Annotated in this window: 23 protein-coding genes, 1 tRNA gene and 1 other RNA gene; 5 read left to right on the top strand and 20 right to left on the bottom strand. The window is 68.5% G+C overall.

The genetic code is table 11. The features are described from left to right. Positions 1-521: 521 nt before the first annotated feature. The 6 genes from MA876_RS18080 to MA876_RS18055 form a co-directional block, all read right to left on the bottom strand. A complete protein-coding gene (locus MA876_RS18080) occupies positions 522-1,292 on the bottom strand; it encodes a CPBP family intramembrane glutamic endopeptidase (RefSeq protein WP_248152823.1) in 771 nt (256 codons plus the stop codon). A gap of 125 nt (positions 1,293-1,417) precedes the next feature. After that, on the bottom strand, positions 1,418-2,131 hold the full coding sequence (locus tag MA876_RS18075) for a TIGR00266 family protein (RefSeq protein ID WP_248152822.1): 714 nt from the start codon (positions 2,129-2,131) through the stop codon (positions 1,418-1,420). Positions 2,132-2,471: 340 nt separating this feature from the next. Continuing rightward, positions 2,472-2,840, bottom strand: a transfer-messenger RNA (tmRNA) gene (gene ssrA, locus MA876_RS18070). A gap of 140 nt (positions 2,841-2,980) precedes the next feature. Beyond that, on the bottom strand, positions 2,981-4,384 hold the full coding sequence (locus MA876_RS18065; RefSeq protein WP_248152816.1) for a UDP-glucose dehydrogenase family protein: 1,404 nt from the start codon (positions 4,382-4,384) through the stop codon (positions 2,981-2,983). Between the two features lie 36 nt (positions 4,385-4,420). Further along, complete coding sequence (locus MA876_RS18060) at positions 4,421-5,833, bottom strand: glycoside hydrolase family 26 protein (protein WP_248152815.1); 1,413 nt, start codon at positions 5,831-5,833, stop codon at positions 4,421-4,423. Then, positions 5,826-7,394: a glycosyltransferase family 2 protein gene (locus MA876_RS18055; protein WP_248152814.1), complete on the bottom strand. Its 1,569-nt coding sequence runs from the start codon at positions 7,392-7,394 to the stop codon at positions 5,826-5,828. Before MA876_RS18055 ends, MA876_RS18060 begins: the two co-directional genes overlap by 8 nt. 329 nt (positions 7,395-7,723) lie before the next feature. On the opposite strand from MA876_RS18055, the gene MA876_RS18050 reads away from it, so the two are divergent. After that, positions 7,724-8,398 carry an SIMPL domain-containing protein gene (locus tag MA876_RS18050; RefSeq protein WP_248152813.1) on the top strand — a complete coding sequence of 225 codons (675 nt, stop codon included), beginning with the start codon at positions 7,724-7,726 and terminating at the stop codon, positions 8,396-8,398. On the opposite strand, the gene smpB is transcribed toward MA876_RS18050, so the two are convergent. From smpB to MA876_RS18030, 4 genes are all read right to left on the bottom strand, one after another. Beyond that, the gene (smpB, locus tag MA876_RS18045) at positions 8,399-8,875 is read right to left on the bottom strand and encodes an SsrA-binding protein SmpB (RefSeq protein WP_248152812.1); all 477 of its coding nucleotides are present in this window, start codon (positions 8,873-8,875) and stop codon (positions 8,399-8,401) included. Between the two features lie 92 nt (positions 8,876-8,967). Then, positions 8,968-9,882: a permease-like cell division protein FtsX gene (gene ftsX / locus MA876_RS18040; RefSeq protein ID WP_248152810.1), complete on the bottom strand. Its 915-nt coding sequence runs from the start codon at positions 9,880-9,882 to the stop codon at positions 8,968-8,970. Then, the gene (gene ftsE / locus MA876_RS18035; protein WP_248152806.1) at positions 9,879-10,928 is read right to left on the bottom strand and encodes a cell division ATP-binding protein FtsE; all 1,050 of its coding nucleotides are present in this window, start codon (positions 10,926-10,928) and stop codon (positions 9,879-9,881) included. Before ftsE ends, ftsX begins: the two co-directional genes overlap by 4 nt. 72 nt (positions 10,929-11,000) lie before the next feature. After that, complete coding sequence (locus tag MA876_RS18030) at positions 11,001-11,777, bottom strand: alpha/beta fold hydrolase (RefSeq protein WP_248152804.1); 777 nt, start codon at positions 11,775-11,777, stop codon at positions 11,001-11,003. 29 nt (positions 11,778-11,806) lie between these two features. Here MA876_RS18030 and MA876_RS18025 point away from each other — a divergent pair, with 29 nt between their 5' ends. Further along, positions 11,807-12,160: a cupin domain-containing protein gene (locus MA876_RS18025; RefSeq protein ID WP_248152802.1), complete on the top strand. Its 354-nt coding sequence runs from the start codon at positions 11,807-11,809 to the stop codon at positions 12,158-12,160. Between the two features lie 91 nt (positions 12,161-12,251). Here MA876_RS18025 and MA876_RS18020 read toward each other — a convergent pair whose 3' ends face one another. Together MA876_RS18020 and prfB are read right to left on the bottom strand one after the other, a co-directional pair. After that, complete coding sequence (locus MA876_RS18020) at positions 12,252-12,695, bottom strand: GNAT family N-acetyltransferase (RefSeq protein ID WP_248152800.1); 444 nt, start codon at positions 12,693-12,695, stop codon at positions 12,252-12,254. 46 nt (positions 12,696-12,741) lie between these two features. Further along, complete coding sequence (prfB, locus tag MA876_RS18015; protein ID WP_248152798.1) at positions 12,742-13,854, bottom strand: peptide chain release factor 2; 1,113 nt, start codon at positions 13,852-13,854, stop codon at positions 12,742-12,744. A gap of 61 nt (positions 13,855-13,915) precedes the next feature. On the opposite strand from prfB, the gene MA876_RS18010 reads away from it, so the two are divergent. Further along, complete coding sequence (locus MA876_RS18010; RefSeq protein ID WP_248152829.1) at positions 13,916-15,175, top strand: MFS transporter; 1,260 nt, start codon at positions 13,916-13,918, stop codon at positions 15,173-15,175. 95 nt (positions 15,176-15,270) lie between these two features. On the opposite strand, the gene MA876_RS18005 is transcribed toward MA876_RS18010, so the two are convergent. From MA876_RS18005 to MA876_RS17975, 7 genes are read right to left on the bottom strand one after another with little or no spacing between them, the layout of a single operon-like run. Next, entirely contained in the window at positions 15,271-15,681 is a 411-nt protein-coding gene (locus tag MA876_RS18005; RefSeq protein WP_248152796.1) for a pilus assembly protein TadG-related protein, read from the bottom strand. Then, positions 15,678-16,136, bottom strand: a complete 459-nt coding sequence (locus MA876_RS18000; RefSeq protein ID WP_248152795.1) for a TadE family protein — start codon at positions 16,134-16,136, stop codon at positions 15,678-15,680. The genes MA876_RS18005 and MA876_RS18000 overlap by 4 nt, the downstream gene beginning before the upstream one ends. Beyond that, complete coding sequence (locus tag MA876_RS17995) at positions 16,111-16,512, bottom strand: TadE/TadG family type IV pilus assembly protein (RefSeq protein ID WP_248152794.1); 402 nt, start codon at positions 16,510-16,512, stop codon at positions 16,111-16,113. Before MA876_RS17995 ends, MA876_RS18000 begins: the two co-directional genes overlap by 26 nt. Beyond that, positions 16,502-16,693 (bottom strand): hypothetical protein, encoded by a 192-nt coding sequence (locus MA876_RS17990; protein ID WP_248152793.1) that lies wholly within the window; start codon positions 16,691-16,693, stop codon positions 16,502-16,504. Before MA876_RS17990 ends, MA876_RS17995 begins: the two co-directional genes overlap by 11 nt. An 18-nt stretch (positions 16,694-16,711) precedes the next feature. Beyond that, positions 16,712-17,629, bottom strand: a complete 918-nt coding sequence (locus tag MA876_RS17985; protein WP_248152792.1) for a type II secretion system F family protein — start codon at positions 17,627-17,629, stop codon at positions 16,712-16,714. Continuing rightward, positions 17,626-18,483: a type II secretion system F family protein gene (locus MA876_RS17980; protein ID WP_248152791.1), complete on the bottom strand. Its 858-nt coding sequence runs from the start codon at positions 18,481-18,483 to the stop codon at positions 17,626-17,628. The genes MA876_RS17985 and MA876_RS17980 overlap by 4 nt, the downstream gene beginning before the upstream one ends. Then, positions 18,480-19,664 (bottom strand): TadA family conjugal transfer-associated ATPase, encoded by a 1,185-nt coding sequence (locus MA876_RS17975; protein ID WP_275563331.1) that lies wholly within the window; start codon positions 19,662-19,664, stop codon positions 18,480-18,482. The genes MA876_RS17980 and MA876_RS17975 overlap by 4 nt, the downstream gene beginning before the upstream one ends. 88 nt (positions 19,665-19,752) lie before the next feature. Here MA876_RS17975 and MA876_RS17970 point away from each other — a divergent pair. After that, a tRNA-Leu gene (locus MA876_RS17970) sits at positions 19,753-19,834 on the top strand. Positions 19,835-19,892: 58 nt separating this feature from the next. Continuing rightward, positions 19,893-20,672, top strand: a complete 780-nt coding sequence (locus MA876_RS17965) for a DedA family protein (RefSeq protein ID WP_248152789.1) — start codon at positions 19,893-19,895, stop codon at positions 20,670-20,672. Here MA876_RS17965 and ku read toward each other — a convergent pair. Continuing rightward, entirely contained in the window at positions 20,669-21,583 is a 915-nt protein-coding gene (gene ku / locus MA876_RS17960; protein WP_248152788.1) for a non-homologous end joining protein Ku, read from the bottom strand. The genes MA876_RS17965 and ku overlap by 4 nt on opposite strands.

The raw sequence follows: 21,583 nt of genomic DNA, 5'->3' as shown, positions 1-21,583 counted from the left end.
CCGGCCGGGGCAGGGCACGCTGGGCGACGAGGTGGAAGCCGGCGCTGAACGCGTTCGCGATCGCATTCGAAGGCCGTATCAACTAATGACCGCCAGACCAGATCCACCGTTTATCGGACACACCCGGTGCACAGCAAACGAAAAGGGCCAGAAACTCGCGGAATCCCGCGGATCTCTGGCCCTCTTCTGTGACAGCGGTTGGTGGAGATGGCGGGAATCGAATTCTGCCGACGCCTCCGCGTGATTACGCGGATTCAGAAAAGATCGGCGCGTGAGTTCGCGGTCTTCTCGACCTTTCGTCGGTGTGCTCAGACCACTGAAGCTGCACTCGGCGCACCTATCATCGATCGTCCATCGTGAATGGTGCGGTCACGGTTCAGGCGATGGGATCCGAGCCATGGGCGCCCTCCTCGCGGAGTTCGGAAACACGCATCGGATACACAGCGCATCGCATCGCTCTCGGAGTCGGTGCCGCCCGCTACGTCCTGAATGGAATGGGGGGTGGTCAGGCGACCCGCGGGTCACAGACGCTCGTCGGCACCGCGTATGACGAAGGCGACGGCGATGAAGGCGAGGATGATCGCCGTGATCTCGAGGATCCCCGACGATGCCGCGAGGGGCCCTGGGGTGCCGTGGGTCACGGCGAAGGTGGAGAAGTCCCAGAAGCCGTGAAGCACCATCGCCCACACCAGGCTGCCCGTCACGCGGCGCAGGATGTAGAAGATCGTGCCGGCGCCGAAGGCGAACGCCACCTGTTGAAGCGTTGGGCCGATCGGCTGACCGCTGGCTGCGTTGACGAGGTGCATGAGACCGAAGAGGGCCGATGTGAGCAACCAGACCCAGACTTCTGAGAGACGACTGCGCAGGCTGACGAGGAGCAGTCCTCGCGTGGTGAGCTCCTCGGTGAACCCCACCAGGAGAAGGACGAGGGATGCCCCGAAGAACGCCACGTCATACGATCCCCAATCCGTCGCGACGAGGTTCGTGATCAGCGCGACCACCATGACGACCGGTGCGATGAGCGGCCATTTGTGCGCCGCGCGATGACGGTCGAACAGCGCGGGTCGCCACCAGCCGAGCGCTGTGGTGGTGATCGCGAGGAGGATCGCTGCCACGATCAGCGACAGCCCGGCGCCCAGGAACAGGTTCTCGCCGCTCTTGCCCAAGTCGGTGTAGGGCACCCCGGTGGCCTTCTGCACGCCGAAGACGACGACGACGTAGGCGAAGTAGATGACGATGCCGATCCACACGCGCGGGCGGACACGGAGACTCTGGGCGTTGCTCGATGTCATGCGGATCTCCTTGGGCTCTCCGTCAGTGAAGCGCATCGTGGCACCGTGAGACAACACGTCGATGGATGCTGTCGGGTGGGCGCATCGAGTGAGGAACGGACGAGGGCCCGCGAGATCGCGGCCGTCTAATTGTTGCTCGAGCTCGACGTGCGGTCGGGCAGGTACGGCTCGATCGCCGCGGCGAGCTTGGCGGGATTCATGGACTGCAGCCAGACGCGGCCGGGACCGTGGATCTCGGCAAGGAAGAGCGAGTCCCCGAAGAACTTGTTCTTGATGCCCTTGATCGACGTGAACTCGAGTTGCATGGATGCCTCGAACAGCGCGAGATGCCCCGGGTGCACGAGCAGCGACTGACCCGCCGCGAGCGTGTACTCGGTGATCTCACCCGCGAGCTGCACCCAGGCGGTGCCGTTGCCGGTGAGCTTCTGGAAGACGACCCCGGCTCCGCCGAAGATCCCGGCGCCGAGCTTCTTCTGGAGCCCCACCGACACCTCGACGCCCGACGTGCTGGCGCTGTAGGAGCCCTGCTGCACCATGAACGAGTCGGCCGCATCGATGTCGAGCTGCCGGATCGTCCCGGGCAGCTGAGCGGCGAAGGCCAGCATCCCGCCCTGCGCCGGCGCGGTGTACTCCGTGAGGAACAGCTGCGCCCCGCCGAGCACCCGCTTCAGGCCGCTCATGAAGCCGCCCTGACCACCGGTGCCGTGAACCGTGGAGGTGTCCAGCGCGAAGCCCGGCGTCATCCACGCCACATCGCCGCCCTCCGCCACGATCCGCTCACCGCTGTCCAGCGTGAGCTCGAGAATCGGCATGGTCGTACCGGCGATAGTCGATTTCATGATTCCAAGGTAGAGCTTCGACTCCCGCGTGGCGAGACGCGAAAGCCGGGTGATCGAACCCAGTCGGTTCCTCGACACCTGGGCGGTCCCGTCGGGTAGCGTTGCCGACAGGTCTCGCGGTCGCGGCGAGCATCGAACACGCCGCCGAGCGCATCTTCGACTCGGGCCCGCTCATTCCCGCGGTCCTGGCGTCATGTCCTGACACATCACACAGAGATGAATGTCGGGCATGCCCATGAAACGTGGGCAAATCGCGAAACGGCACCGAGCACGCTCAAACGAAAAGGGCCAGAAACCCGCGGAATCCCGCGAATCTCTGACCCTCCTCTGTGACAGCGGTTCGTGGAGATGGGGGGAATCGAACCCCCGTCCATCGCTGAGTGTCCACGCATTCTCCGGGCGCAGTCTGTGAAGACGTTCTGCTCGGCTCCGACCTTTGTCACAGACACCTAAGTCGACGAGCCCAGCCTGGAAAGTGTCCCGCGTGACGTCCAGACGCCGTCACGCAGCAAGTCCCCTAGATGACGCGAGGGTCCGTAGCGGGAACGCCTACGGTCTCACGGACTTCAGGCTCGCTTAGGCAGCGAGGGCGAAGTCGTTGCGCTTTGCATCGGCAACTATTGTTTTGCAGAGGTCGTTTACGAGATAACCCTGCATCCTCGGCCCGCTTCTCGTGGGTACGCAGGCGATGTCGAAACCGATCATCCCCGTGGTCTTCTTTCGAAGAGAGGCCGCTGTCACACTGTGGAGTTTCCAACTGCTGGATGCCGGAGCACCCGAGCATTACAGAATACACCCATCCCGACCGCCGCGCCCCTCGCCCCCGCACAGCGGCGCGACGGTCGGAACCTAGGCCGCGACGACCCTGCGTGCGCGAGGCGCTTCGGTCTCGGCGCTGCCGAGCGTCGCGGTGTGCCAGCCGGCATCCCTCCACGCCTGCGCAGGCAGGCAGCGTCGGGCATCCACGATCGCGCGGTGTGCGACGAGTCGCCCGAGCACCTCGGGATCGGCGCCGGCGATCTCGGGCCACTCCGTGAGCACGAGCACGAGGTCGGCACCCGTCACCGCGGCCTCCATCGATGCGGCGTATGTCAGCGTCGGGAACGACCGCTTCGCCGTCGCGTTCGCCTCGGGATCGTAGACCGACACGAGCGCTCCCCGCAGATGCAGGGCCGCGGCGACATTGAGCGCGGGTGAGTCGCGCACATCGTCGGTGTCGGGCTTGAACGCGACGCCGAGCACGGCGACCCGGGCGTTGAGGATGTTCACGGGACACGTCGACATCGCGAGCTCGACGACGCGCTGACGCTGGCCCATGTTGATCTCATCCACCTGCTGCATCAACCCGACCGCCTGGAGGGCACCCAATTCGCCGGCGCGGTGCGTGAGCGCGCGGATGTCCTTGGGCAGGCATCCCCCACCGAATCCGAGCCCCGCGTTCAGGAACCTGCGACCGATCCGCGCGTCGTAGCCGATCGCGTCGGCGAGGGTCGTGACATCCGCCCCCGCCTTCTCGCACACCTCGGCGATCGCGTTGATGAACGAGATCTTCGTCGCGAGGAAGGCGTTGGCGCTCACCTTCACGAGCTCCGCGGTCGGAAGATCGCACGTCACGACCGGGGCGCCCGCCTCGATCGCGGGGCCGTAGAGTCGCCGCAGCATCCCCTCGGCCCACGGCGACGCTCCCCCGATGACGATGCGGTCGGGTCGGAGTGTGTCCTCGACGGCGTACCCTTCACGCAGGAACTCCGGGTTCCAGTCGAGCTCGACGTGGAGCGAGGTCGGCACCATGGCATCCACCATGTCGCGCAGGCGCTGCGCCGTACCCACCGGGACGGTCGACTTGCCGACGATCAGCCCGTCGTGCGTGAGCGCGGCCGCGACAGCGCGCGTGGCACCCTCGACGAACGAGAGGTCCGCCGCGTGCGAGGACGCCTGCTGCGGGGTGCCGACGCAGATGAAGTGGATGTCGGATGCCGCGACCGCCGCACCGAGGTCGGTCGTGAACGACAGCCGACCGGCAGCGATGTTCTTGCGGATGAGCTCGGGAAGCCCGGGCTCGTAGAAGGGCACCTCGCCCTCTTCCAGCGCGGCGATCTTCGCGGGGTCGGTGTCGACGCCGATGACGGTGAAGCCCATCTCGGCGACCGCGGCGGCGTGGGTCGCACCGAGATATCCGGTGCCGATGACGCTGACGCGGAGGGGCGACTCGTCCTCGATCGGAACGGGAGCGGGTCGGAGGTGAGGTGACATGTGGAGCTCCTTCTCTTGACTGCGGAACGGATGGGATCAGTAGGCGATGAGGCGGAAGTTCGCCCCGGGCGATGCGAGACCGCCCTTGAAGGCCGTGAGCGATGCGGCGCGCGAGTCGATGCGCCAATCGTTGGTGACGAGCTGGCCTTGACTCACGGTCGTGACGGCGATGTTGAACCAGGCGAGACCGATGATGTCGGCGTTCTCGGGGCGGGCGAGCGACTCGAACAGGCTGTTGAGCCACGGCACCTTCTTGCCGCCGTTCTCGGTCGCACCGACCTCGGCGAGCAGGATGGGCTTGTCGGTCAACGCCCGCAACTGCGTGAGGGTCGCACCGAACGTGTAGTCGAACGTGAAGTCGTTCGCCTCGACGAACGGCTGGCGCAGGTACCCCGAGATGCCGACCAGGTCGACGTACTCGTCACCCGGGTACAGCGACTGCAGGTACGCCGGATCCTGGTGCCGTGCGGGCAGGTTGTTCACGATGTTGGGCGCCCACGTCCAGATGACGAACTGATTGGCGCCTTCGGCCTCGAAGATGTCGTGCACGTGGCGCCAGACCGCGACGTAATCGCCGGGATTGTTGCCGTTGTTGGACGTGCCGTTCGTCTTCTGCTCGTTCCACGGGTACCACGTGCCGTTCATCTCGTGATTGAGACGGATGCCGAGCGGCAGCCCCGTCGTCACCACGTCCCGCGCGTACTGACGCAGATAGTCGTCGAACGCGCCCGACAGGATGCGCGGCAGCGAGTAGTCGGGGTCCTCGGGCACGTCGTTCGCCGCGGCGATCGGCCGAGACTCCCACGTGAGCATCGGGAGGAGCCCGCGCTCCCACGACCGCACGACGGCGTCGCCGCGGAACGTCTGATCCCAGCCGCCGAAGTAACCCACGAGCGACTGCCGCGTCCCGGCCTTCACCGCGGCGTCGTCGAACGTCGCGAAGTTGAAGGGTGCCTGCGCGGTGTACATCCCGAAGTACCGTTGCGACGGGGCGATGAGGGATGCCACGGGCGGCGCCGTCACGGCGGGCGACGTCGATGGGCTCGACGGCGCGGGTGCCGGGTCGACGGCCTGCTCGCCTCCGCCCTCGGGTGACGAGCGGTACACGGTCACGGTGCGCACCGGCGCTTCTGCCTCGGGCTCCGGCTCCGCGGTCGGTGTGGGCGTCGGAGTCGGCGTCGGCGTCGGAGTGGCGGTGCGCGTCGGGGCAGGCTTCGACGCGCTCGATTTCTCAGCAGCATCGAGTTGATCCTGGAGCTCGGCGTTCTCGGCGAGCGCCGCGGCGAGCTGGTCCTCGGCGCTCGGTCCGGGCGTGAACCCGCCGGGCGAGGCCCAGACGACGGCGCTCGTCGCGACGAGGGCCACGGTGAGGACGAGTCCGCCGAGGGCGGTCAGCTTCGAAGCGCGGCCGCTGGAGGCCCACCAGGTGCGGGGGTTGACGTCAGACAATGATCCAGACCTCCAGGGCGATGATCGCGGCGCCGATGACGTACGGCCACGCGGCTTTCGGGTTGAGGCGGCGGCGCTCGGGGCGGGCAGGAGCCGCAGATGCGGCAGCTGCCTGCGGCTCCGCGGCGAGCCGACGCTCGACCCTGGTCTGCGTCGACATCGCGGTGGCGAGCGCGGTGCGGCCGGGCGCGGCATCCTTGCCCGGCACGATCTCTCCGAAGAGCTCGTCGACCGGCTCAGCGGCTTCGAGTTCGCGGTGCATCCGCTCGCTCTCGGCGTCGGGCACGAGCTGGTCGTCCGAGGTCGGCGCATCGCCGCCGGCGTAGGCCCCAGCGCGGGTCCCCCAGCCGCTCGCGTGCCCCATGCGGAAGAACCCGATGAGCCGGATCGGCATCAGGAACATCGTCGAGGTGATGATGAACACGGGCAGACGCAGGAAGTCGCTGGGCTTCTCGGAGAGGTGTCGCAGCTGCCGGATGGCCATGCTCAGCACCGACGAGACGACGATCAGCGCGATGACCCACACGATCCCCGAGCCCATGCCGAACTCCTGCAGGATCGCGGCGTAGAAGTTTTCGCCCGCACCGACCGTCGCGCGATAGATCCAGCCGAGCAGCACCCCCGCGAGGAGGAACGGGAGGATGATGTCCATCGCCATGAAGAGGGCGAGCATCGGAGCGTGGCCCAGCATCCACGGCATCATCCGCAGGGTGTTGTACTGACTGCCCCGCGCCCACCGGAGCTGCTGCTTGTAGAGCTTCTTGAGCTGGAGCGGAGCGTCGGTGTAGACGAGGCTCGTGTGCTGGTAGACCGTGCGGTAGCCCTCCTGGAGGGTCAGATTCGTGAGCGTGCGATCGTCCGAGATCTCCAGGAACACGCCCATGAACTTCTGCGTCATGAACTTGTCCATGACGTTCATCAGGATGCTGCGGCGGAACGCGATCGTGCGTCCGGGCAGGCAGCCCACCTGGCCGACGACGCTCTGGGCGGGCATCGAGTACAGCGATCGGGTGTTCTCGAGCCAATCCGCCCACCGCGTGATCCAGCTGCGCTCGGGCTCGAGGATGCGCTGGCGCGTCGTGACGCCGCCGACCCGCTCGTCCTTGAACGGCTTGACGAGCTCGTCGAGGGCGTCCGGCATCCAGATCGTGTCCGAATCCACCAGTACCGAGATCTCGTACCGCGACAGCTCCACGCCGACCTTGACCGCGTTGCGCTTGCCGGCGATGGGCGTGTGCACCCACCGGACGGCGGGGGCGAACTCGGCGCAGACCTCCTCGAGATCGAGATTGCGTGCGCCGTTGATCACGACGATGATCTCGTCGGGCTTCTGCTCGATGATCCGGCGAAGCACGTCACGGAAGAGATCGAGCGGCTCGTCGACGACGGGGATGATGACGCTCGTGCCGGCGCGATGCGGCTCGGTGTAGGGACGGTACCGCATGCTCACGAGCACCTTGAGAAGCCACATACCCCAGATCAGAAGGGAGTACACGGCGAACAGGTACAGCTCGGGGTAGCCCCCCAGCATGTGGCGGACCTGCAGCAGGAAGATGAACACGGCGGTCCTTTCGGATGTGTGGGGTAACCCACCACGCCGGGGGCTGTTCGTGTCTCGAGTCCACGCCCGGTCGGCGCCTCCCGCAACCAACACGCCAGGAGTGTCACGCAACGTTTACGGGCGCCGCCTGTCGGCATTCTGGCGGACACGGCGATGGGCAATCCCAGATCAGAGGCACGAAATTCGTGAACCGCGTTCGCCCGCTCGGTTTTCGACTCCCAGTTTCGGTTCATGCGACCGACACATCCGCCGTGTGCGCCCGAAACACGGTTGTCCGCCATACGGCGGACGTCTGTTCGCGATGTCGTTCACGCACGTAGGCTCGACGCATGAGCGAAGTGATCATCACCGTGCGCGGCGAGCACGAGACCCGCGTGGCCCCCGAAGAGGCCGTCGTCCACCTGTCGGTGCGCGCGGAAGGCCCCGAGCGCGGCCCCGTCGTCGAGCAGATCTCGGCGCTCACCGCTCCCCTGCGCGATGACCTCGCCGCCCGCAAGCTCGCGGGCGGCGTGAGCGACTGGTCGAGCCAGCGCGTCTCTCTGTGGGCCAATCGTCCCTGGAACAGCGAGGGCAAGCAGCTCGCGCTCGTGCACTACGCGTCGGTCGAAGTGACGGCGACCTTCACCGACATCGCCGCCCTGTCGTGGTGGATGACCGAGGTCGCGCAGCGCGACGGCGTGCAGATCGACAATCTCGTGTGGCGCCTCTCCCCCGACTCGGCGCGCCTGACCGAGGGGGCGGTCGCCTCGCAGGCGGTGCGCGTCGCGGTCGACCGCGCGACGGCCTACGCCGCGGCGATCGGCCTCACGACCGTCACACCGCTCGAGATCGCCGACCTCGGCCTGCTCGGACGCGGCGAGAACCCTCCGCAGGCGCCGCAACCTCGCATGATGGCGATGGCAAAGGCATCCTTCGACACCGCCGGCGGCGCCCCCGCGATGGAGTTCCAGCCCGAGGACATCGTGGTGTCGGCCGCCGTCGAGGCCCGCTTCAGCGCGCGGTAGTCACTCGCCCAGGCGGTTGCGCGAGCGCATCGCGCGCTCCGCCTCGCGCTTGTCTTCGCGCTCGCGGATGGTCTGACGCTTCTCGTACTCGCGCTTGCCCTTCGCGACGGCGATCTCGACCTTGGCACGGCCGTCCGAGAAGTAGAGCTTGAGGGGGATCAGCGTGTACCCGCCCGCCGAGATGGCGTGCGAGAGCTTGATGATCTCGTCCTTGTGCAGCAGCAGCTTGCGCGTGCGCTTGGTCGCATGGTTGGTCCAGTGGCCCTGCGAATACTCGGGGATGTGCACGGCATCCAGCCACGCCTCGTTGCCGTCGATGTACGCGTAGCCGTCGGTGAGGTTCGCACGCCCTTGGCGCAGCGACTTCACCTCGGTGCCCGTGAGCACGATCCCCGCCTCGTAGGTCTTCTCGATGGCGTAGTCGTGCCGGGCCTTACGGTTGGTCGCGACGACCTGTTCACCGCGTTCCCTGGGCATGATGACTCCTCGACGACGTCCGGACGATGGATGCCGCGGCCGCGGCAGCCTGTCAGTCTATCCCAGCGGCTCCGCTCCGAGGACGGCGCGGGTCAGGCGCGGAGCCAGCGCCTGATCGCGAAGCCGGCCGACAGTGCCGCCAGCAGCACCCCGATGACGACGATGATCGGCACGACGACCCAGGCCTCCGGCATCCCGACCCAGGTCGAGACGAAGGTGATGCGACCGCGCAGGTATCCGTTGACGCCGAAGTGCACGCCGGCGAGGATCGCACCGCTCGCGAGGATCGATCCGATGAGCGCCGCGAACACGCCTTCGAGGACGAACGGCGTCTGGATGAAGCGATTGGATGCCCCGACCAGCCGCATGATGCCGATCTCGCGCCGACGCGCGTAGGCCGAGAGGCGGATCGTCGTCGCGATCAGGAGCACCGCGGCGATCAGCATGAGCGCGGCGATGCCGACCGCGATGTAGGTCGCGACCGTGAGCGCCGAGAACAGAGGCTCGAGATACTCGAGCTCGTCCTTGACCTGCTCCACGCCCGCCTGGCCCTCGAACGCCTCGATCAGCACATCGGAACGGGTCTGGTCGACGAGGTTGACCGAGAACGAGCTGTTGAACTGCTCGGGCGTCAGAAGGCTCGCGTAGTCCGCGGGGAAGAGGTCGAGGGCGTTCTGGTAGGCCTCGTCCTGCGTCTCGAAGGTCGCATCGCGGATGAGCGTCGCGATCGCGGGACTGTCGAGCTTGGCCTGCACCTCGTTGATCTGCTCCTCGGTGGCAGCCCCCTGCGTACAGGTCTCCGCCGTCGAGATCACGCTGCACATGTAGACCGACACCTGGGCGCGATCGACCCAGTAGTCCTTCATGGTGGCGATCTGCATCTGCATGAGGATCGCCGCACCGACGAACGTGAGCGAAACGAACGTCACGAGCACGACCGAGATGACCATCGAGGCGTTGCGCCGCAGGCCCGAGAACGCCTCGCCGAGGATCAGCCCCACCCTCACGAGGTCGGCCCCACTTCGTCCTCGTCGCGCTGCTCGCCGAGGCCGAGCCGGTCGGCGAGCCCGAGCTCCGAGACATCCATCTCGATCGCCTCGACGACCGGGATCGGATTCGTGCGGGGACGCTCCGGCTCCTTGACGATGGGCTGCTCGGCGGGTTCCGGTTCGTGTATCGCTTCCTCCAGCAGCTCGGCCTTCTCGGCCTGCGCGATCTCCTCGGCGACGGCCGCGGCGACCTCGCTCGCGGCCGGCTGCTCGCCCGTCTCGTTCTCGACGATCTCACGGTGCAGCTCGAGCACGGCGGTGAGTGCCGCGACGGCTGCCGCCCCGCGCTCGGGTTCCGGAGCGAGGCTCGGGATGCCGGAGGTGTCGCCGTACCCTCCGTGCCGCTCGTCGCGCACCATCTCGCCGTCCTTGAGCTCGATGACGCGACGCTGCATCTGATCCACGAAGCCGGCCTCGTGCGTGGCCATGACGACCGTCGTGCCGCCCGCGTGGATACGCGAGAAGAGCTGCATGATGTCGACCGAGGTCGCGGGATCGAGGTTGCCCGTCGGCTCGTCGGCGAGCAGCACCTGCGGGCGGTTGACGAGCGCGCGGGCGATCGCGACGCGCTGCTGCTCGCCGCCCGACAGCTCGTGGGGCAGGCGCTTCTCCTTGCCGTCGAGGCCGACCAGGGCGAGCACTTCGGGCACCGCCTGCTGAATGAACGCGCGCGACGATCCCGTGACCTGCAGGGTGAAGGCGACGTTCTGGAAGATCGTCTTGCCCGGCAGGAGACGGAAGTCCTGGAACACCGCACCGACGTGCCGTCGGAAGTACGGCACCTTGCGGTTGGAAAGGGTGCGCAGATCGCGCCCGAGCACGACGACGCGGCCGTCGCTCGGGGTCTCTTCGCGCAGGATCAAGCGCAGGCACGAGGACTTGCCCGAACCGGAGGCACCGACGAGGAAGACGAACTCGCCTCGCAGCACCTCGAAGTCCACATCGTTCAGGGCGGGTCGGGCAGTGCCCCGGTAGCGCTTCGTGACGTTCTCGAACCGGATCATGGCTCAGCCAGCCTAAGCAGGTGCGGCCCGATCCCTCCGAGCGACACCCTGAGGCGCAGCATCCATCGTCTGTCAGCCCTGTTTCGTCGCCGAGATCACCGCCCGACTCGTCTCGAGGACCTCGTCGGGATGGGTGAGGTGCACCGCGTGCTCGGCCCGCGGCCACGAGACGAGCTCGGCGCCGATCTCCTGCGCGATGCGCGCGTGGGCCGCGCGGATCGGATCGCTCGGCTTGCGGTCCGCGGTGACGACGACGGCAGGGACGCGGGGAACGGTCGACAGATCGAGTGCGGCTCCGATGTCGGCGAGACCGACCACGGCGCGACCGAGCTTCGGTGCATCCAGGTCGGTGATCGTCATCATCGCGTCACGCACGTCGGGCCTCATCGCGTGGCGCTCCACCGACTTCTTCGCGCTGCGCTTGAGCGAGCCGCGCAGGATCGCGCCGACCACCGGCATCCGGAACATCTTCACCGCTTGCTGCGCGCGCTTCTCGACCATCGCCGCGAGCTTCGGATCGGTGATGGGTGTCGGATCGAGCAGCACCAGACCGGCGATGTCCTCGGGATGCTGCGACGCGAGAAGCAGGGCGACGGCGCCACCGAGGCTCTGGCCGATCGCCACGACGGGACCGTTCTCGCCGATCGCCTCGTGGAGGGCGTCGGCGGCATCCGCGAGTCCGCCGGGCGCGATCGAATCACCGACACCGGGACGATCGAAGAGGATGACGCGCACGCCCGGATCGGCGAGCAGTCCCTCCACGAGGCCCGGGAAGAATCCCTCGGCCGCCTCGGCGCCTCCGGGAAGGAGGAGGACTGCGGGGCCTTCGTCTCCGACGATCTTCACCATGCCGTGAGCCTACGCGGCACCATGGAGTCATGAGCATCCTCCCCATTCCCGCCGAAGAGCTCCGCCCGTTCGCCTCGAAGACGATGAAGTTCGAAGGCGCCGACCACGGGTCCGAGATCTCGTTCTTCTACGTCGACAACGAGCCCGGGCAGGGTCCGGGGCTGCACCGCCACCCGTACAGCGAGACGTGGGTCGTCATCGAGGGCGAGGCGACGATCCGAATCGGCGACGACACGATCGTCGCGCACCCGACCGACACCGCCGTCGTGGTGCCGATGGTGTGGCACGGCTTCACGAACACGGGGACGGGGCCGCTGCGGATCATGTGCATCCACGCGTCCGACCGCATCATCCAGGAGTTCATGGACGGCGAAGAGCCCTGAACAAGACTCAGAGACACCATCAATCGAACGTGAGCGATCGCGGCGGACCTCCTGCTGCGGCGCATGCAGCATCGTCGGAGCCGGGAGGCACTCAGAGGTCGAGGATGCCCACCCGTTCGCCGAAGAGCTCGTGCGCGGGGCGGAAGCCGAGCTTGAGATAGAACTGCTCGGGACCGTCGTCAGCCTGCTCCCACAGTGCGGTGATGTGGTCGTACCCTCGCCGACGGGCTTCGGCCGCGACCTGCTCGACGGCGAACCGCCCGACGCCTCGACCCTTCGCCTCGTCGGCGACGTTGAGCCGCCAGATCCCACCGCGGAACTCGGCCATCTCGCTCTCGGGATCCCAGTTCGCCATGACGAAACCCACGACCTCGTCATCGTCCATGATGACGCGAGGCCACGCGGTCGGCGTGACATACGCTTCCGCGATCGAGTGCAGCACCGGCGCGACATACGCCTTCTCACCCACGACGGGCGGGATCCGGATGACGGCAGGGAGGTTCTCAGCGTCGAGCTCGACGAGTCGGAGGGTCATGCGGCGAGCGTAGCCGCGGCATCCGACCCCGCGTCATCGGCGAGGATCAGTCGTCGTCGTCCTTGCGCTTGCGCCAGCGGATGCCCGCGTTGATGAAGCCGTCGAGATCGCCGTCGAAGACCGTCGCGGGGTTGCCGACCTCGTGGCCCGTGCGGAGGTCCTTCACGAGCTGCTGACCGTAGAGGAAGTACGACCGCATCTGGTCGCCCCAGCTCGCCGTGATGACGCCCGCGAGCTCCTTCTTCTTCGCCGCTTCCTCTTCGCGCTGGAGCAGCATGAGGCGCGTTTGGAGCACCCGCATGGCGGCGGCGCGGTTCTGGATCTGCGACTTCTCGTTCTGCATCGAGACGACGAGGCCGGTGGGAAGGTGCGTGATGCGCACGGCCGAGTCGGTCGTGTTGACAGACTGACCACCGGGGCCGGACGAACGGAAGACGTCGACGCGGATGTCACCCTCGGGCACCTCGACCTCTTGCGCCTCTTCCATGACGGGGATGACTTCGACGGCCGCGAACGAGGTCTGGCGCTTGTCGGCGGAGCCGAACGGGCTGATGCGTGCGAGGCGGTGCGTGCCGGCCTCGACCGACAGCGTGCCGTAGGCGTACGGAGCATCCACCTCGAACGTCGCCGACTTGATGCCCGCGCCCTCGGCGTACGACGTGTCCATCACCTTGACGGGGTACTTGTGACGCTCGGCCCATCGCAGGTACATGCGCAGGAGCATCTCGGCGAAGTCCGTCGCGTCGTCGCCACCGGCGCCGGAGCGGATCGTCACGACCGCGGAACGCTCGTCGTACTCGCCGTCGAGGAGCGTCTGCACCTCGAGCTCGCTGATGATGTCCTCGAGTTCGGCGAGCTCCTTGCGGGCCTCGTCGGCGGAGTCTTCGTCCTCCATCTCGTTCGCGAGCTCGACGAGCACGTCGAGGTCGTCCAGACGACTCTCGACATCGGTGATGCGCTTGAGCTCCGCCTGCCGGTGGCTCAGGGCGCTCGTGACCTTCTGCGCCTCTTCGACGTCGTCCCACAGATCGGGAGCGCCGGCGGCCTCGCTCAGACGAGCGATCTCGGCGGTGAGTGCGTCGACGTCCACGACGGCGCGGATTTCGCCGAACGTGGAGCGCAGCGCCTGGATGTCGGCGGAAAGATCGAGTTCGAGCATGACACTCCAGACTAACGCGGATGCGGCATCCCCCCGCGCTCGGTCCACGGCGCTAACGTGGATGATCGTGACGGATCCCGCCCAGCCCCGCGCGCGGGACGTGCTGTGGCGGTTCGGCCCGATGGTCTACGGCCCGACGGTGCTCTTCGCCCTCGGCGAGGGCGCCGTCATCCCCCTCATCCCCGTCATCGCAGCGGAACTGGGCGCCGACCTCGCGACGGCCGCGCTCGTCGCCGCGGCACTCGTGATCGGACAGCTGTGCGGGAACATCCCCGGCGGATGGGCGGTCGCCCGGATCGGCGAGCGCCTCACGATGACGTTCGCGGGCATCCTCGCGCTCGGGGGCGTCGTCGCGCTCGCGTTCGCGCCGTCGCTCGGCGTCTTCGCCCTCTCGATCTTCCTGATCGGGTTCTGCGCGGCGGCCTTCGCGCTCGCTCGCCACTCCTTCATGACGACGCGCGTCCCCTACGCGTTCCGTGCCCGTGCGCTCTCGGTCTTGGGCGGGACGTGGCGACTGGGCATGTTCATCGGCCCCTTCGTCGCCGCTGCGCTCCTTGCGATCTTCGGCGACGAACACGCCGCGATCTGGTTCTTCGGCGCCTGCATCGTCGCGACCGTCCTGCTCGTGCTGCTCGGCCCCGATCCCGAGAAGCAGGTCGCCCCCGCCGACCCGACCATGTCGGAGGACACGGGCGAGGCCGTCACGGGCTCGATCCCGACCGTCGAGCGGGTCGGCGTGTTCCGCACGATGTGGCGCTACCGCCGCGTCCTGTCGACCCTCGGCCTCGCCGCGGCGTCCCTCGCCGCGGTGCGTTCGGCACGCCAGGTCGTCCTGCCCCTGTGGGGCGTGTCGATCGGACTCGACGCCCAGACGATCGCGCTCGTCGTCGGCGTCTCGGGCGCGATCGATTTCGCGCTGTTCTACGCCAGCGGCCAGGTGATGGACCGTTTCGGCAGGCTGTGGGCGGCCCTCCCCGCGATGGTGCTCATGGGAGCGGGGTTCCTCGCGCTCTCCTTCACGCACGACCTCGCGCAGTCCGCGATGTGGTTCGCCCTGTTCGCGGCGGTGCTCGGCGTCGGCAACGGGCTGTCCAGCGGCATCCTGTTGACGTTGGGGGCGGATGCCGCGCCGAAGGCCGATCCCGCGCCGTTCCTCGGATCGTGGCGCACGCTGACCGACGGCGGCGGTGCGACGGCTCCGCTCCTCGTGTCGGCCATCGCCGCGGCATCCACCCTCGCCGTCGCCACCGGCGCGATGGGTGTCGTCGCCTTCCTCGGCGCCGCTCTGTTCGCCGTCTTCGTTCCCCGGCGCAGCGACTGACGGCTCAGCCGACCACGTGCGCGTCGCTCTCGACGTACGGGCGCTGCAGCCAGGCGCCGAAGTGCGGCAGCCCGATTGCATGGACCCCGCAGAACTCAGCGCAGAGCGGTGCGGCTGGTCGCCGTCGCCTCGAGCGCGACGCCGTCGGGTACGAAGAGCGTGAGCACGGGGGGATGCCACACCCCCGCAACCGTGACGCGGGCCGAGACGCCGTCCGGCGTGCCCGCCGAGACGACGACGGCATCGCCTCCGAGTGCCGCGACGAGAGCATCCGCCTGGTCGCGCACACCTTCGGCCGAGAGCTCCGCGATCGGCTCGCCCTCGCGCACGTCGAGCGTGAATCCGTCTGCGCCCGCGAGGGCCGCGGCATCCGCCACCGAGTCGAGTCGCTTCTGGGCGAGGTAGAGACTCGTCGCATCGACGCACACGAAGAGCGCCACGAGTGCGAGCACGGCGTAGCCGATCGTGAGGAGAAGCACGCTGCCGTCGTCGTCGGAGCGTCTCATCGCGCACCCCATACGCGCGACACTTTCTGCACGGCGGTCGCCTCGATCGGGATGCGGGCGAGGTCGTCGAACCCCAGGACCGGAGGGACGAGCGGCAGAGCGACGGTCGTCCTGAGCGTCACCGTGAGCACGGCGCCCGCTTCGGGGCACGCTGCTCCCGTCGGCGTGCACGTGAGCGCGACCGAGACCGCGTCGGGATCGAGGTCGTACTCCGCCGTCACTGCTGCGAGTACGCGCTCCGCACGGCCCGCGGCATCCGGAGCATCCTGCGCTGACGCGACCACGCGAGCGATGTGCCGCGCGCCCGCCTCGGCGCCGAGCGACTGCCCCTGGACGGCGCCGAGCGCGAGGACGAGATAGAGGATCGGCACGAGCAGGAGGAGCCCCACGAGGATGAACTCGAGCGCCGCCGAGCCGCGATCGTCGTGCTCAGTCGAAGGACTCGGCGGGTGCATGCGCGGTCACCTCCAGCGTGCCGGGGACTCCGAACAATCCGACGAGCGGCAACGTCGCCCGGACCGACAACTCGATCGTCGGTCCCCCGACAGTCGTCGTCTCGCGCACCGCGATGTCGGTCGTGTACTGCGCCCCGACCGCCCGAGCCACGATCTCGCGGGTGCGGTCGACGCCCGCCGCCGGGGTCGTGTCGGCGAGCGCCGCGACGTAGGCGCCCTCGACCGCCGCGTCGTGCACGACGTTGCGCACGTACAGTGCGAAGCCGAATTGCAGGACGCCGAGAGTGAGGAAGGTCAGCACGATGCCGACGAGGAGGAACTCGACCGGTGTCGAGCCGGCGTCGTCGGCGAGCGTGCGCCGGAGCCTAGAGTCCACTGACGCGCGAGATCGCCTGCTCGAACAGGCCCGACAGCGCGGGGCCGGCGACAGCCCAGATCAGCACGACGAGCCCCGCCGTCATGAGTGTGATGAGCACCCAGCCGGGGACGTCGCCGCGCTCGTCGCGGTCGAGGTCGTGCAGCGCGGAGTGCAGACGCGTGAACAGTGATCGGAACATGGATTACCCCCTGGATCGTCAGCCGAGGCCGAGTCGAAGTAGAAAGATCCCCGGAAAGACGGCGAACAGCACACTCAGGGGAAGGATGAGGAAGACGAGCGGGAAGAGCATGTAGATCTCGGTGCGACCTGCGCGCTCGATGAGTCCGCGCTTGGCGTCTTCGCGCGCGTCATCGGCCTGCGCGTGCAGAACCTGCGCGAGCGGTGCGCCGCGGTCGAGAGCCGCGACGATCTGGTCGATCGTGCGCGAGAGCGGCGCGAGCTCGAGCCGCGCCGACAGGCGCAGGAGTGCATCCGAGAGGGACTCCCCGGTTCCCACGGCGACGACGACCTCGCGAAGCTCTGCCGTCAACTCCCCCGAGCCGACGTCGCTCACGCGCCGCAGCGAGTCGAGGATGCCCTCGCCCGCCGACAGGCACAGAGTCAGGAACTCGAGCACGGTCGGCAGCTCCTGCTCGATCCGTGCGATGCGCGCCCGGGCCGCACGCGTGAGGTGGACGTCGCAGAGGACGACTCCGGTCACGCCGAAGAGCGGCGGCAGCAGCCAGACAGCGGTCGTCGCCGCCCCCGTCAGCACGAGGATCACGAGCAGCGCACCGCCCGCACCCACGCCCGCGACGGACCACGCGAGCTGCCGACCGCGGAAGGCCGCGGCATCCATCACCCACCCGCTCTGACGCAGGCGCCGGTCGACAGAAGCGGACGCGCCGAACGCCCGACCGAAGCGGGACTGCACGGCACGCCACACCGAGGCGAGATCGTGACCGCCGTCGACTGGAGCGACGGGGAGACCGCGCGGATCCGTCACATCGCGAAGGTAGGGCGCGAGCCGGCGCGTGAGCCCCACCGCGCGCCAGCGCGGGGCGAGGGTGAGAAGCAGGCACGCCCCGACGCCGAAGGCGGCGCCGAGAATGACGGCGAACGCGAGATCCGTCATGCGAACCACCGCCGCGGCTCGGGGAGGCGACCGAGACGGATCATGACGCGGAACGCCACGAACGAGACCGCGGCACCGCCGATGATGAGCGCGACCCCTTCGGGGCTGCTGTACGCCTCGGCACCCTCGGGCCGCAGCGCGAGCAGCGCGAGGATCACCCAGGGAGCAGCGACACCCAGCACCGCAGCGCCGCGGATCCACGACTGGCGCGCCTCGACCTCGGCCCGCAGTGCGGCATCCGCGCGGACGGATGCCGCGAGCGCCCGCAGGACGGGCGTGAGCTCGGTGCCCCCGACCTGGCGGGCCATGCGCAGCGTCTCGATGATGCGATCCGCGACGGGGTCGGCGAGCAGAGCCTTGAGCCGCGCCGCGCTCGAATCGAAGTGACCGGATGCCGCGAGATCGCGCCCTGCGGACGCGAAGGCCGGCCGCAGCTCGACGGGAGCCGATTCCGCGAGGCCGGCGACGGAATCGGGCAGAGACATTCCGGCGCGCACCGACGCGATGAGCAGATCGCACACGTCGGGCCAGAGCCCGCGGCGCGTGCGCTGGAGCTTCGTGCGCCGCGAACGCAACCACGCGAACGGCGCGAACGCCCCCGCGACCGCGGCGACCACGGCGAGGGCGCCGACCTGCGTCACGAGCCACGCAACGGCTGCCGCGAAAGCCGCGCCACCCAGGCTGATCGCGGTGAGCTGCAGTTGCGTCACACGTGCGAGCCCGGCCTCTTCGAGCAGCCGTGCGACGCGCCCAAACGAGGGCGCCGCGACGCGGGGCGCGCCTGCCGGCCACAGCCAGGGCGAGAGGGTGAGCAGGAGCCCCGCCGCGAGAGCAGCACCCCAGACGAACGTCACGCGACCGCTCCGTACAGCGTGCGCGCCGCGATCTCACCGTTCGACAGGCCCGTCGGCGCGATGATCTCGACGACGCGGCGCCGGCCGGCGGCATCCCGCGCGCAATGCACCACGAGATCGACCGACGACGCGACCGCGGGCAGCACGAACCCCGCATCGATGTTCCGGCCTGCCAGCAGAGGAAGGGAGGCGAGCTTCACGAGGGCCTCACGCGCCGAGTTCGCATGGATCGTCGCCGCGCCAGGGATGCCCGTGTTGAGTGCGAGCAGAAGATCGAGCGCTTCGGCGTCGCGCACTTCGCCGACGACGAGCCGGTCGGGGCGCATGCGCAGCGCCTCTTTCACGAGCCGGCGGAGCGTCACCTCGCCCGTGCCCTCGAGGCTCGGCTGGCGACCCTGCAGAGCGACGATGTCAGGGGCGGATGCAGCGAGCTCGAAGGTCTCCTCGACCGTCACGATCCGGTGCTCCGAAGGGCACGCCGCGATGAGGGCTGCAAGGAGGGTCGTCTTGCCCGCGTGCGTCGCACCGGAGACGAGGATGCTGCGCCTCGACGCCATCGCGTCTTCGAGCAGGTCCGCGGCCGTCGCGTCGAGCGAGCCCGACGCGACGAGCTGGTCGAGGGTGCGATAGGCCGGGAGGAACTTGCGGATGTTGACCGCCCAGTGCCGGCGCGTGATGTCGGGGATGACGACATGAAGTCGGCTGCCGTCGGGCAGCGACGCATCCACGAACGGCTGACTGAGATCGACGCGGCGGCCGCTCGCGTGCAGCATCCGCTCCACGAGATCGCGCACGGCCGTGTCTGTGAGGGCGAGCGGCACTCGCTCGGCGACGCCCGCTCGCGCGACGAACACGCGATCCGGCGCGTTGATCCACAGCTCCTCGACCGTCGGGTCGTCGAGGTATGCCTGCAACGGGCCGAAACCCGACACGGCGGCGAGCGCGTCGCGCACGCACGCGGCCTCGTCGTCGACCGGCGCGAGGCCCCGCGCGAGAGCGAAGTCGTCGTGGCGTCGCACTTCGGCGCGCGCGATGCGGAGTGCGCGATCCGGGTCTCTCGACGGGTCCGTCTGCTCGACGCGCAAGCGCTCGCGCACACGCTCGGCCACGAGCGTGGCGGGAGCGGCGGATGCAGCGGCGAAAGTCACCGGAGGATCATCGCCCGGGGCATGCCGCGGCATCCCGAAGTTATCCACAACCTGCCGCCGCACGATGAGGGGGCCAGCCCCACAGCCGGAGCCCAGGTCGCTCAGTAGACTGATCGAACTCGCGGGAGTGGTGAAACTGGCAGACACGCAGGATTTAGGTTCCTGTGCCTCCGGGCGTGTGGGTTCAAGTCCCACCTTCCGCACAGGGTCGTTCGTCCGAACGATCCACCGCCGACCGACTCTGACCGACGGGAACCACCTGTGCAACCTCTCGCACTCATCCCCTGGCTCGACCCGGAAACGATCATCGCCGGGGCGGGTCCCTGGGCGCTGCTCGTCGTCTGCTTCATCGTCTTCGCCGAGACGGGCCTGCTCGTGGGCTTCCTGCTCCCCGGCGACACCCTGCTGGTCATCTCGGGCCTCCTGTCGCACCCGCAGGACTACGCCCCCAACGGCGTCTTCGGCATCAGCGTCTGGTGGGTCGCGCTCCTGATCGGGCTCGCGGCCTTCGTCGGCGGCGAAGTCGGGTACTACATCGGCCACAAGGCCGGACCCGCCGTGTTCGAACGCAAGGAATCCGGGCTGTTCAGCGTCAAGAACGTCGAGCGCACGAACGCGTTCTTCGAACGCTTCGGCGGACTCACGATCATCCTCGCCCGCTTCGTTCCGATCGTGCGCACGTTCGCCCCCGTGGCCGCGGGCGTGGGCCACATGAACAAGTGGCGCTACACGCTCTACAACCTCATCGGCGCCGTCATCTGGGGCTTCGGGCTCACGATGTTCGGCTACGCGATCGGATTCATCCCGCCCGTCGCGTGGTTCGTGCAGGAGTACATCGACCTCATCCTGCTGGCCGCCGTCGGCGGCACGGCGGTCGTCACCCTCTGGCACTACCTCAGCGAACGGCGCAAGGCGAAGAAGCTCGCCGCGGCCGGCGCCGACGTCGTGACCGACCACGCCGAGGCCGAGGCGCTCGTGCTCGATGCCGACGTCTTCGACCGCGGTCCCGAGCACCACGACGGTGAGGCGCCGAAGGCTTAGGACGCCTTCTTCTTGGCGGCCGGCTTCTTGGCCGCGGGCTTCTTCGCAGGAGTGGATGCCGTGGCCTTCGCCTTCGCGGGGGGCGCGGCATCCGTCGTCTTCGTCGACCCCGCTCCCGCACGCGCCGCACGCGACTTCTCCACGCTCGCGCGGAGCGCCTCCATGAGGTCGATGACCTCGCCGCCGGCGTCCTCCTCCTCGTGCGTGCCGAAGGTCTCGGCGGTATCGAGCGCATCGCCCTTCTCGATCTTGGCGTCGATCAGAGTCCGCAGCTCCTGCTGGTACTCGTCGGTGAACGCCTCGGGGTCGAAGTCGCTCGCGAAGCTCTCGACGAGGGATGCCGACAGCTCGAGCTCCTTCGCCGAGATCCGCACCGTCTCGTCCAGGGCGGGGAACGAGGCCTCTCGCACCTCGTCGGCCCACAGCAGCGTCTGCAGCACGAGCACATCGCCGCGCACGCGGAGCGCCGCGAGCCGCGTCTTCTGGCGCAGCGAGAACCGCACGATCGCGGTGCGATCCGTCTGCTCGAGCGTCTTGCGCAGCAGCACGTACGCCTTGGGCGAGGCGGAATCCGGCTCGAGGTAGTAGGCCTTATCGAGGGTCAGCAGATCGACCTGCTCGCTCGGCACGAACTCCACGACGTCGATCTCGCGGCTCTTCTCGGACGGGAGCGAAGCGAGGTCCTCCTTCGTCAGCACTACCGTGCGCTCTCCGTCGTCGTAGGCCTTGTCGATGTCCTGGAAGGGGACGACCTCACCGTCGATCTCGCATATGCGCTGGTACCGGATGCGCCCGCCGTCGGCGGCGTGCACCTGATGCAGCGACACGTCGTGGTCCTCCGTCGCGGAATAGACCTTCACCGGCACGTTGACGAGGCCGAACGTCAGTGCGCCCTTCCAGATCGCTCTCAT

Origin of the sequence: Microbacterium aoyamense (assembly GCF_023155855.1) — a bacterium.
Lineage (GTDB): Bacteria > Actinomycetota > Actinomycetes > Actinomycetales > Microbacteriaceae > Microbacterium > Microbacterium aoyamense.
The sequence above is the reverse complement of the archived record's forward strand: the minus strand, read 5'-3'. Positions and strand labels throughout refer to the sequence as shown.

What these genes read in the sequence shown, in the direction of transcription:
- MA876_RS18080 (WP_248152823.1), bottom strand. Translation starts at nt 1,292, where the DNA reads ATGACATCGAGCAACGCCCAGAGTCTCCGTGTCCGCCCGCGCGTGTGG.
- MA876_RS18075 (WP_248152822.1), bottom strand. Translation starts at nt 2,131, where the DNA reads ATGAAATCGACTATCGCCGGTACGACCATGCCGATTCTCGAGCTCACG.
- MA876_RS18065 (WP_248152816.1), bottom strand. Translation starts at nt 4,384, where the DNA reads ATGTCACCTCACCTCCGACCCGCTCCCGTTCCGATCGAGGACGAGTCG.
- MA876_RS18050 (WP_248152813.1), top strand. Translation starts at nt 7,724, where the DNA reads ATGAGCGAAGTGATCATCACCGTGCGCGGCGAGCACGAGACCCGCGTG.
- smpB (WP_248152812.1), bottom strand. Translation starts at nt 8,875, where the DNA reads ATGCCCAGGGAACGCGGTGAACAGGTCGTCGCGACCAACCGTAAGGCC.
- ftsE (WP_248152806.1), bottom strand. Translation starts at nt 10,928, where the DNA reads ATGATCCGGTTCGAGAACGTCACGAAGCGCTACCGGGGCACTGCCCGA.
- MA876_RS18030 (WP_248152804.1), bottom strand. Translation starts at nt 11,777, where the DNA reads ATGGTGAAGATCGTCGGAGACGAAGGCCCCGCAGTCCTCCTCCTTCCC.
- MA876_RS18025 (WP_248152802.1), top strand. Translation starts at nt 11,807, where the DNA reads ATGAGCATCCTCCCCATTCCCGCCGAAGAGCTCCGCCCGTTCGCCTCG.
- MA876_RS18020 (WP_248152800.1), bottom strand. Translation starts at nt 12,695, where the DNA reads ATGACCCTCCGACTCGTCGAGCTCGACGCTGAGAACCTCCCTGCCGTC.
- prfB (WP_248152798.1), bottom strand. Translation starts at nt 13,854, where the DNA reads ATGCTCGAACTCGATCTTTCCGCCGACATCCAGGCGCTGCGCTCCACG.
- MA876_RS18010 (WP_248152829.1), top strand. Translation starts at nt 13,916, where the DNA reads ATGATCGTGACGGATCCCGCCCAGCCCCGCGCGCGGGACGTGCTGTGG.
- MA876_RS18005 (WP_248152796.1), bottom strand. Translation starts at nt 15,681, where the DNA reads ATGAGACGCTCCGACGACGACGGCAGCGTGCTTCTCCTCACGATCGGC.
- MA876_RS18000 (WP_248152795.1), bottom strand. Translation starts at nt 16,136, where the DNA reads ATGCACCCGCCGAGTCCTTCGACTGAGCACGACGATCGCGGCTCGGCG.
- MA876_RS17990 (WP_248152793.1), bottom strand. Translation starts at nt 16,693, where the DNA reads ATGTTCCGATCACTGTTCACGCGTCTGCACTCCGCGCTGCACGACCTC.
- MA876_RS17985 (WP_248152792.1), bottom strand. Translation starts at nt 17,629, where the DNA reads ATGACGGATCTCGCGTTCGCCGTCATTCTCGGCGCCGCCTTCGGCGTC.
- MA876_RS17975 (WP_275563331.1), bottom strand. Translation starts at nt 19,664, where the DNA reads ATGCCGCGGCATGCCCCGGGCGATGATCCTCCGGTGACTTTCGCCGCT.
- ku (WP_248152788.1), bottom strand. Translation starts at nt 21,583, where the DNA reads ATGAGAGCGATCTGGAAGGGCGCACTGACGTTCGGCCTCGTCAACGTG.